Origin of the sequence: Fulvivirga aurantia, from assembly GCF_009711475.1 — a bacterium.
Taxonomy (GTDB): Bacteria; Bacteroidota; Bacteroidia; order Cytophagales; family Cyclobacteriaceae; genus Fulvivirga; species Fulvivirga aurantia.
Map to the genome: position 1 here is coordinate 1 of NZ_SMMD01000848.1, position 11,055 is coordinate 11,055.

The window sequence follows — 11,055 nt, forward strand, 5'->3', positions numbered from 1 at the left end:
CCCAATAAACCAATGGGCATATACGCAATGTTGATATATTGTGCTCCGAACACCTGCCAGGAAGGAACAACCAACAGTAATATTGAGGTCACAATACCAAATACTATACTCAGATAAATGTATATGATAAAAAGTCGTCTTAACCTTGGTTTCCAGCCAGTCTTATGCAGAAAAGAAACAGTGAAAAGTGGATAAAAAATTGAAATAGCGTAGCACACCAGGTTTAAATGCAAAGAACTAAAGGGCCTGGCCAGACCTCCCAACCATAGTCTATCGAGGCCAACCATAACTAAAAAGTAAAAAGAAATGCTCGCTACAAATAAGCTGTAGTGCAAGTAAGCAGTATCTCTTTTTCCAATAAAAATAATGAGGTTATAAATAAATAATAGCAACAGCATGCCTTGAAAAAGCGCTTGAAAAGCAAACTCATTGTTAATATCGGTAATCTTATCGAAGTAATACCGCTGAGAGGCGATACTTGGCGTGCTAATATTATAACTGGATAAAAATGGAGGTCCTACTTTTAACTTTACAATGATATCTTCACCGGCTGGTATTTCTACGGGTACAATTGCAGGATCATATACGGAGGGCGTGGCTTGAATAGCTGCTAAGTCATTTGGAGGTACAGCAATTCCACTCCTATACTCCTCAATAGTATGCCCTTTACTAATCCATAAACTGACATTATCCCCAGAAGGGATAATCACGAAATTGGCAGTTATTGATAAGCTATTTTTGATCTTAAAAATCTGCCATACAGAAGCCTCATCATAATATTGCTGTACCAGCTGGTCATTATATTGATCTTTAAAAACATCAAGGCCGTAGCTTGCTATCTCAAGTGAATCTGACTTGGTAAAAGTCAGCACCTCATCAGCCTGCAATACAATGACTTCATCCAATTTTTCAAAATAGGTTAATGAATCTATCTCAAAGGATTTTAAGTCTAATTTTTCTTGACCAAATAGAGCAGAAGAGAGGAATATGAAGCATAAGGCCAACTCTATTTTTAAGAAGATAGAGTTTTGAATTATAATCATTACGAAATATAATCATATTAAGTAATAATAGTAAAAGTTATTGGTATGATTTAGAATATAGAAGGATAGCTCAGATTTTACCTCATTCACAGTATTTCACTTAAATAAAATAACAACCTCACTTGATCGATAATTTTACTATTTTGTGTAGCAGCTGGCTGAAAGAGCATTTATCAGGTTTATTGGCTGTAAAAATTTAGCGCTATGAAGGTTATTGTGTGTGCTTTATTAGTTTCTATTTACGCAAACTTAAATGCGCAGTCAACTTTTGTAGACCCTCGGGATGGGCAATCGTACAACACTGTGCAGGTGGGCCAGACCCTTTGGTTGTCGAGCAATTTACGGTTTGAGACAAGCACTTCTCATTGTCCTGCAAGCAGCACTACCGATTGTGCTAAAGGCAATTACTACACCTATACCGAAGCCAGGGAGGTCTGCCCCACGGGCTGGAGATTGCCCACCCTTGAAGATTGGGACGAGTATCATTCAGTGACGGTTGCCCCGGAAATTTCTGAGCGATATTTTGATTCAAACACCAAAAAATACAAGGTAGAAATTACGGCCGACAGTTTAAGCTACTTTGCTCCCGGTAATAAACTCAATCTACAGATGCTCGCCCGCGTAGAAGGAGAAAAATTAGTAAAAGGCAGCTTTCTTGATCTGTGGACAACAAACAAAGAGTTTAATGATGATAAATTCCACGTTCACATCACCTCAAATACCATTCAAGGCCACGCTCACAAGCATAACATTATTGACAAAAAAGAAAAAATCAGAAAGTTTGGCGTTCGTTGTGTCAGGAAATAAAGATTAACTCAAATCCCACAATCGTAATAAAACTCATAGTATTCAGAAGTTACACCATAGTTGTCATTGTTCCAGGTTATGCTGGTTGTATATGGCCAGGCGTAAGTATGGATAAACTCCTGTATCGCAGGATCTACACTTGGTAGCTCATACACAGCGGCATGCGGATTGTTTTGAGAAAATCTGTAGCCCATCGATACATGTGGAAAATCCATTGGAAAATTAGAAAATAAACCCAACGGGAAGAACTTAGGATTCCCAACCATTTCTGCCAATTGCATAAATGGATTGATATTTCCATCATACTGAGAAAACGTGTACCTACTCGTGATCAAGCTAGATGTCATATCTACTAAAGTTACATTTCCCTCAGTGTTGTAGTACAGGTGATCAGTGAGTTCATGACTTACATCACCCATATAAAAATACTGGTTTACAATATAGTCCACCTCCCCTGTAGATGTGTAATTAAAGAGAAATCGTTGATGCTCAGCACCGGTATACATATCTATTTTATTGATACCGAATGGGCCATGATTGTATGTATAAGTATAAGAAGGCACACCCCCATGCCCGGGTAAATAATGCTCCCCGGCATATAATTGACCATATTCATTATAATGTAAATCAAAACGTGCATCAGGAGATACCAATCGGGTTAATCTATTACCGGTATATTCCAGGTTATAAAATTGGCCTTCCCAAAGAAATGATGAAATGCGACAAGTCCTTGGCGCTGGGTCTGAGCAAGAAAGTGTGAATAGTAGCATAGCAAATAAAGTGGTAAGCCTGAGTTTAAACCGGATAGTGTCCATGATTTCTACGTTTAAAATTTAATTCATTTTAAACTTAGTGATGCGTAAGAGCGAATAGTTACCAGCAAGTCTTGGTAAATGAGTTTGATGATGATAAATTCCACGTTCACATCACTTCAAATACCATTCAAGGCCACGCTCACAAGCATAACATTGTTGACAAAAAAGAGAAAGTCAGAAATTTGGCGTTCGTTGTGTCAGGAAATAGGTATAGGCCAAGCGCAATAATCATGGGTAGCATGAAGCAGAGTCACCTCCAATAATAAATAACCATTCGTTCATCAAAACACCCTTGTACAAGGTTTTAGAATTCATTAGTTTGCACCCCAAATTACTACCAGTTGGTAACCAATATCGAGGTTAAATCCTAACCTATATTTAGGATACACAAATAACCTTACTCTCTCTCTCACTTACATATTGATGCAGATTTAGCGACCGATTTTAAGTAACATGAGTTACTCAGGTCATCTGTATGTGTAAAAACTAAAGAAAGAATTACGACCAATAAATTTAATAATCACATGAATCAAAAAAACAGTACAAGTTTAGACGACACCATTTGTTGTCTTATTTCTAAACAAATGTCAGCAACCCCAGAGCGCGTTGCCATTATCGATGGAGAGAAAGAAATTAGCTACAGACAGCTTGAGCAACGCACCCATGAGGTCGCTGGCGAACTTCTACAACGAGGTTTATCACCGGGCTCTTTAGTTGGGGTGTGCATGAATCGCTCCTGGGAATTGGTAGCCACCTTGTTGGGGGTAATGCAGGCAGGTTATGCTTACATACCGTTAGATCCGGCCTATCCGGAAGAAAGGGTAAGGTATATGCTGGAGCACTCACGCGCTGCGGCTGCCATCGTAGATAATGACCAAACAGCAAAACTCTGTGCGTGTGTAAAGGAACTTGTAAACATCAACGAGATTGGCAACCACACCGATAGCTCAGTAAAACCTGGCGCCAACGATCTTGCTTATATCATTTACACTTCAGGCTCCACAGGTCAACCCAAAGGTGTTGCGATCGAGCACAGAGGTATAGTTGGTGTGAGAAACTCTATGCGAGAACTGTTTAGCGATGATGAATTGAGTGGTATGCTTGCGGCTGCGTCTGTTTGTTTTGATACCTCAGTGATGGAAATCATGGGCACGCTTTCACTCGGTGGCACCATCATTTTAGCCAAAAATGCTATTGAGCTCACACAGTTGCCGGCTGTCGACAAAATCAAGACCTGTGTGATGGTGGCTTCTGCAGTACAGGCTATACTGGCCACAGAAAAGCTGCCCAAAAATATAGAATGCCTGGTATTTGGAGGAGAAGCTTTGAAACGCTCATTAGTAAAACAGGTTTTTGCTTTAGGTACAGTGAAACGCATACTTAATGCCTATGGCCCTACAGAAGACACAGTATATTCTACCATAGCTGAAATAACACCAGAGACTGAAGTGATTACCATTGGTAAATCTGTACCCAATTCTCAGGCCTATATTTTAGATGAAAACCTACAACCCATATCTGATGGCACCCCGGGAGAATTATACCTTGCCGGAAGCAAACTTGCCAGAGGCTATTTGTATGATGACGCGCTGACAAATCAACGATTTTTAGAGATTGAGCCACGCAATGGCATCTCACATCAGCGACTGTATAAAACTGGTGACCTCTGCCGATGGACACCTAATCAGGAAATAGAATTTCTCGGAAGAGTTGACCAGCAGGTAAAAATCAGGGGCTATAGAATAGAGCTTGGCGAAATTGAGTCTACCCTTGAAACCATGCCGGGGATTGAAGCTGCAGCTGCTGCAGCGGTAGAAAGCAACACCGGTCGGAAAATATTAGCCGTCTACATAGTGAGCAACGGCCAAACCGTTTCTGAAGAAAGTGTGAAGGCCTACATCGCACAACGACTACCCAAATATATGGTACCCCAGGTGGTTAAACATCTTGATGCGCTACCTACCTTACCCAATGACAAGCTTGACCGCAAGCAATTGATGAATATGACCGAGGAGCAGGTGACAGAAAATCAGAATAACAACAGTACTGTAGCGCTTTCTGAAAAACTCAAGGCTTCTGATCATGATAAACAAGCTGCCATACTTGAAATCATTCAACAAGAATTGGCTGTTTTGCTTAATCTACCCAGCGCAGATGAAGTTACACCTTTACAATCATTTGATAGCCTGGGCCTGGATTCTCTCACAACTTTCGAACTCAGTAGCAGGCTCACCAGACTTTTAGGTGTAAAAGTTCCGCCTCATGCCATTTTTGAGCACTCAACACCAGAGGCCCTGATCAACTATGTTGTGGGCTCAACAGCTGGTAAAGTTGATTGTGCGACAACCAAATCGTTTAGAGGAGTAGCCACGGATACTTTAAGTAATTTTCAGACAAACATCCAGTCAAGTCACCCAACTTTTCAGGCTGCTAAAGCCCCTGCCTGGAACGCTAATGACAAGAGTAAGCTTGTACAGGAAGTTTTAAAAATGGTCAATAATGATCGTAGAAATCCATATAGCAAGGTTTTGCGTACAGGTAGCGCCACCAAAGGCCTTGTTGGCGATGCTTATAATGATGAAGAGCAAGAAGCGATTATATGGACTACCAATTTATACCTTGGCTTAAACCGTGACCCTAAAGTAATGGAAGAGGCTTCCGCTTCGCTCGCCCGCTTTGGTACCGGCATGGGCACATCTGCCGCGGCCTCAGGCATGACCAATCAACATTTGGAGTTTGAGACCGAGTTTGCCGAACTAGTAGGCAAACCAAGTGCATGCCTTTTCCCTACAGGGTACACTGCCAATGTAGGTGCCGTTGCAGGTTTACTAGGCAACAATGATGTGGTTGTTATCGATCAGCTGTGTCACGCATCGATAGTTGATGGTGCCCGCCTATGTGGTGCTACCATTCGTACCTTCAAGCACAACAACGCTGACGACCTCGAAGCTGTATTACAGTCTGAAGTATCACCATACCGCTCTATTCTGGTGGTGCTGGAAGGTGTTTATAGTATGGGTGAAGGTGCTGCCCCTGTAGCTAAAATTGTGCGCACAGCCAAGAAATACAATGCACTGGTTTTGGTAGACGAGGCTCATTCTTTTGGTTTCTATGGTGAGAAAGGCGCAGGAATTTGTGCCGCTCAAGGCGTAACAAAGGAAGTTGACTTCATTATGACAACACTCAGTAAAGCTTTGGGAAGTCTTGGTGGTGTGGTAGCTGCCAGCCAGGAGCATGTCGATTTATTGAAATCATCCTCACGGGCTTATATTTTCCAGGCATCGGTGAGCCCGGCAGATATGGCTGCAGCACTTACTTCTTTAAGGTGTCTTCGTTCAGACGATGCGCTTCGTGAAAGACTGTGGGACACCACGAGGTATATGCGCAAGCGATTTGAAGATGCCGGTTATGACCTCGGTACCGGAGATGGCCCAATAGTAACCCCACATTTTAGTGATAAAGACAAGCTTTATGCGATAGTTCAAGGATTGTATAAGAAAGGAATTCAAACCTCAGCAGTAACCTACCCTATTGTTGAAAGTGGTAGAGGCAGACTGAGACTAATTTGCTCTGCAGCTCACACCAAAGATGATGTAGATAGAACTGTGGAAGCACTCATTGAAGTAGAGCGTGAGGTTGACAAGGAGTTTAAAACGAAAGAAAAAACCAATTCCTCTCCTGTATCATATGCTGATCTTCAGGTATGGGCCAATTCATTTGAGTGTTATTTAACGCACACAGTGAGTAAAAACCCAGAAATGACACCGGATTTGGAGATAGTTGTAAGTGTGCCAGGTAAAGATAATGCAGTAGTTATTACGCTTAGTGAGGGAACAGTAGCAATGAATAAAAGCAAGTCTGATGAACTACCAGCTTGCTCCCTATTACTTACTGATGATTCTGCCCTGTTGGCTTTGCAATCCTACAATGTGCAAGGGTTGCTAAAAAGCATCTGTGATGGCACCTGTTTACTCAATGGACAAGTAGAACCATTCATATGGCTCATTGCCAGGCTGGTTGAGAAAGGTATTGAAACGAATAAAACGGCTGAATCAGTGTCTCGTAATACAGAGGCCATGGCATAGCTTATCGCTCAATTTCAACTCGTGATTAAGGTGAAAAGCCTTAGTCATGAGTTTGGTTGAGCAACTGTATACAGCACAAAATTGATTTTACAACTGCCAAAGGGATATAGATTTAATTAAGTATCTATTCCTAATTTCAATTCTTTTTTATTACTTTGTATTTCAAAGTACTTTTAAATAGGTATTATCATGATAACAATCAACAAAAGACTGACCGCTATTCTAGGAGTAGCCGCAGTGATTTTACTCATACCCTTTGTAGCCATGCAATTTACCACAGAAGTCAACTGGTCGATAGCTGACTTTGTAATAGCCGGAGCTCTCCTATTCTCAACCGGCTTGTGTTGCGAATGGGTGATACGCAGTGTTAAGAGCACCCGTAGCAGATTTATCATCTGTGGTTTAATCTTGCTTGCCTTACTGCTAATCTGGGCTGAGTTGGCTGTGGGGATATTCGGGAGTCCCTTGGCGGGAAGCTGAAATTGAAAAATCCAGACTTTCCTTAGCACAAATTAATCAGGCCGACTTCTCCGGCAGATACTTCCAATAGCGTTTGGGCACGTGTTGTAAGTGCAGTTTCATGTTCTTGCGCTCTGCGATTGAGGTAGACGAAAAGTACTGTTGCCACATGTTTTGAAAGGATTTCTCTTTGTCTGCCAGTAAGCTGTCCTTGATTTTTTTATTGGCTGTCCACTCAGGGTTTTCGATATGAATAGTCTGCAATTTTTGCATGTCGTAATAAATGCCGTAATCTCGCTGCACATCATAAATCAACCATAATTGATCAGCGTAGCGCTTTCTAAAGTGTTCCCCAATGAAAGGCATTACATCAAAATCAGGATTTACTGTGGCGGCATAAATACCATCAACTGTCAATTGAAACCGGACAAAAGCATGCATCCTGTGAATTTCACGATTCATCATTTTAACGACCTGTTTGATGCGTAAAATAGGCTCTTGCCGATAATCGGTGCCGATATATCCCTTAGTTGATATCACCAACCTTATATAATTAAAGATAGTTAGCTCTATGTCATCAAATTCTGAATGGAATGCTTTGAACAACTGGTTAAAAGCATTGGAAGTCATTTTCTTATGTAGACCGTCAATCACACGCTTTGTTTTTTCAGCATTGGTTTCAACGGTCTGAACCTGATCGAACATTTCCGGTTGGTACTTGTGCATTTTGATTATGGCCGTAGGTACCATTTTTTGTTCGTAGCAGTCAAACACTACAGACATTAATCCATCAAAAGAGCCGTCATAGAGTATTTTCATATCAAAAAAGGGTTAGTTGAGCTTTCTTAGCTGGGTAGATAATTTCATGGCGTATGCGCTCAGGTACAGCACTCGCTGCAGGTAAAGGCCGACCTGAGATTTCTATAAAGTATTTGGCACGATTCATTGCGGCACCCATCTTCTTAATATCCTCATAGCGCACTCTACCATATTTGCGTGATTTCACAATCAATTGCGCTGTTTTCACACCAATACCCGGCACACGAAGTATCATTTCATAAGGAGCCCGATTTACATCTACAGGAAATTGATCAAGGTGCCTTAACGCATAACCTAATTTTGGGTCAATTTCGAGATCCAAATTAGGCTGTGTTTCATCAATAATTTCATTGACTTCGAAACCATAAAATCGATATAACCAATCCGCCTGATAAAGTCGATTTTCTCTTATCAGAGGAGCTTGTTTGAGTGCCGGTAGTCGCTCGTCTTCACTTATCGGTATGTAGCCAGAGTAATAAACTCGCTTGAGCAGTTGCTCTTTATAAAGAGAAGCTGATAAGTTGAGGATGTGATGGTCCGTCTCAGGAGTAGCGCCAACCACCATTTGTGTACTTTGTCCACCTGGAGCGAACATAGGAGTTTTCCTAAACTTCCTACTGTCTTCACGGTTTTCAGCGATTTGTTCTTTGAGCCAGTTCATGGGCGTGTACACACTTTTATGATCCTTCTCAGGAGCTATCTTTTGCAAACTTCGCTCAGAAGGTATTTCAAGATTTACACTAAGCCTATCGGCATAGACTCCGGCCTCCCTCATAACCTCAGGACTTGCACCAGGGATGATCTTTAAATGGATATAGCCATTAAAATTGTGTTCGTTGCGAAGTTTTTTGGCAATCCTGATCAATCGCTCATTGGTATAATCGGCATTCTTAAAAATGCCGGAACTCAAGAAAAGCCCTTCAATATAGTTTCTTCGATAAAAATTTATGGTCAGGTCTACCACTTCCTCTACCGTAAAAGCCACGCGTTTGATATCATTACTTTTGCGGCTTACACAATAGGCACAATCATAAATACAATGATTGGTCAATAATATTTTTAGCAAAGAAACGCAGCGCCCATCTTCTGTATAGCTGTGACAAATACCCATGCCGGTAGCATTACCAAGGCCTTTGTTTTTATTATTTCTCTTACTCCCACTTGATGCACAAGACACATCGTACTTGGCTGCATCTGCTAAAATTTTTAGTTTATCCGTCACGCTCGCTTTCATAGGAGTAAATTTACTAATATTTTTAGTATTTACTAATTTAACTAAAAGAGAAAGTCTAGATTTATGAAAAATTTATTTCCAGTAAGCAACCTGAGTTTTGTTGGGTCGTTATTGGCAAGGTGCCTATCTTCAAAACTTAAATTTCATACATGTTAGAAAGACAAGATTTTAGAGAGAATGTAGATGTAGTTCTCGATTGGATTGAAAAGTATTTTAAAGAAATAGAGTCCTTACCGGTAAAATCAAAGGTGGCTCCAAAAGAGGTTTACAACCAAATACCTGGTGCCCCTCCTCTCAAATCGGAATCGCTTCAGTCGATCATGTCAGACATGGATAAGATTATTAAGCCGGGGATCACTCATTGGCAGCACCCTAATTTTCATGCTTACTTCCCTGGAAATTCTTCTGTAGAATCGCTTTTTGCTGAATTTCTTACAGCTGCCATTGGAGCGCAATGTATGATTTGGGATACCTCCCCTGCTGCTGCTGAGCTTGAAGAACGTGTCATGGAATGGTTGCGAGATAATATGGCTATTCCGGGCAATTTTGAAGGTGTCATTCAAGACAGCGCCTCCTCTGCTACTCTTGTGGCAATACTTACTGCCAGAGAAGTGTCGAGTGACTTTACGGCAACGACCAAAGGTATCCCTAACAATCTTCGCGTATACTGTTCTACAGAAACACACTCCAGCATTGACAAAGCTGTTGGCATAAGTGGTATTGGCACTGATAATCTCGTAAAAATACCTGTTGATGATGTTTTGGCTATGCAACCAGAAGCTCTCGAAGCTGCGATTAAGGCTGATATCGAAAAGGGCTTAAAACCAAGTTGTGTGGTAGCTGCCATTGGCACAACAGGTACTGTTGCCGTTGATCCACTAAAGGAAATAGCTGCCATTTGTAAAAAATACAAGGTATGGCTGCATGTAGATGCTGCCTATGCAGGCTCTGCGCTGCTGCTACCAGAATACCAATGGATGATTGAAGGCATTGAAGATGCAGATAGTTTTGTTTTCAATCCTCATAAATGGATGTTTACCAATTTTGATTGCTCGGCTTATTTTGTAAAAGATGCTGACATACTCATAAGAACTTTTGAGGTGTTGCCTGAGTACCTTAAAACCAAGACCCGGGGCCAGGTAAATGACTACCGAGATTGGGGAATTCCTTTGGGGCGCAGGTTTAGAGCACTCAAACTGTGGTTTGTGATGCGAAGTTATGGCCTGGAAGGTTTACAGTCTAAAATGCGTAAACACATTGCACTCAATGATTATTTTGGTAAGGTCATCATTGAGAGTGGTGACTTTGAAATTATCGGTAAACCCTTTCTCAATTTTACAGGCTTTAGGCTAAAGCCATCCGGTATTGATGACACCGAGGTGTTGAATAAACTCAATGAGGAGCTTTTGGAAAGTATCAATAAAAGTGGTGAGTTGTTTCTTTCTCACACCAAAATCAATGGCGTTTATACACTTAGAATGATCATTGGCCAAACGTATGTGGAGCAAAAGCATATCGAAAAGGCGGTAAAGGTGATAAAAGAAAAGGCAGTTAGTCTAAAGAGTCATACGTAGAAATTGGGACGTATCATAATACTGAGACTCTTTGGGCTAAGCCCTCTGAGTGATGCTCTCACTAATCGTCATTCCTCGAATTTATGAAGCGCAGCGTAGTAAATTATAGAGAAATCTATCTCGTCATTCCTCGAATTTATGAAGCGTAGCGTAGTAAATTATAGAGGAATCTCGTCATAATTCACTACAAATTAGAGATCCCTGCCTGCGCAGGGATGA

8 protein-coding genes are annotated in these 11,055 nt (G+C 41.2%); 4 read left to right on the forward strand and 4 right to left on the reverse strand.

The genetic code is table 11. The features are described from left to right. A partial coding sequence (locus tag E1176_RS12685; RefSeq protein ID WP_185152789.1) for a 7TM-DISM domain-containing protein occupies positions 1-1,043 on the reverse strand: 1,043 nt, incomplete at its 3' end. Positions 1,044-1,247: 204 nt separating this feature from the next. Here E1176_RS12685 and E1176_RS12690 point away from each other — a divergent pair. Continuing rightward, positions 1,248-1,850 (forward strand): FISUMP domain-containing protein, encoded by a 603-nt coding sequence (locus E1176_RS12690; RefSeq protein WP_155211007.1) that lies wholly within the window; start codon positions 1,248-1,250, stop codon positions 1,848-1,850. An 8-nt stretch (positions 1,851-1,858) separates the two neighbouring features. Here the strand turns inward: E1176_RS12690 and E1176_RS12695 are convergent, their stop codons facing one another. Continuing rightward, the gene (locus E1176_RS12695; protein ID WP_155211008.1) at positions 1,859-2,665 is read right to left on the reverse strand and encodes a hypothetical protein; all 807 of its coding nucleotides are present in this window, start codon (positions 2,663-2,665) and stop codon (positions 1,859-1,861) included. A 584-nt stretch (positions 2,666-3,249) separates the two neighbouring features. Between E1176_RS12695 and E1176_RS12700 the strand changes: the two genes are divergently transcribed. Both E1176_RS12700 and E1176_RS12705 read left to right on the forward strand, forming a co-directional pair. Then, positions 3,250-6,750: an amino acid adenylation domain-containing protein gene (locus E1176_RS12700; protein WP_246206038.1), complete on the forward strand. Its 3,501-nt coding sequence runs from the start codon at positions 3,250-3,252 to the stop codon at positions 6,748-6,750. 189 nt (positions 6,751-6,939) lie between these two features. Further along, complete coding sequence (locus tag E1176_RS12705) at positions 6,940-7,230, forward strand: hypothetical protein (RefSeq protein WP_155211010.1); 291 nt, start codon at positions 6,940-6,942, stop codon at positions 7,228-7,230. 36 nt (positions 7,231-7,266) lie between these two features. Here E1176_RS12705 and E1176_RS12710 read toward each other — a convergent pair whose 3' ends face one another. Together E1176_RS12710 and E1176_RS12715 are read right to left on the reverse strand one after the other, a co-directional pair. Beyond that, positions 7,267-8,028, reverse strand: coding sequence for a TIGR03915 family putative DNA repair protein (locus E1176_RS12710; RefSeq protein ID WP_155211011.1), 762 nt, complete (start codon positions 8,026-8,028; stop codon positions 7,267-7,269). Between the two features lies 1 nt (position 8,029). Beyond that, a complete protein-coding gene (locus E1176_RS12715; RefSeq protein WP_155211012.1) occupies positions 8,030-9,262 on the reverse strand; it encodes a putative DNA modification/repair radical SAM protein in 1,233 nt (410 codons plus the stop codon). A 149-nt stretch (positions 9,263-9,411) separates the two neighbouring features. On the opposite strand from E1176_RS12715, the gene E1176_RS12720 reads away from it, so the two are divergent. Further along, positions 9,412-10,836: a pyridoxal phosphate-dependent decarboxylase family protein gene (locus tag E1176_RS12720; protein ID WP_155211013.1), complete on the forward strand. Its 1,425-nt coding sequence runs from the start codon at positions 9,412-9,414 to the stop codon at positions 10,834-10,836. The last annotated feature ends 219 nt before the right edge of the window (positions 10,837-11,055 follow it).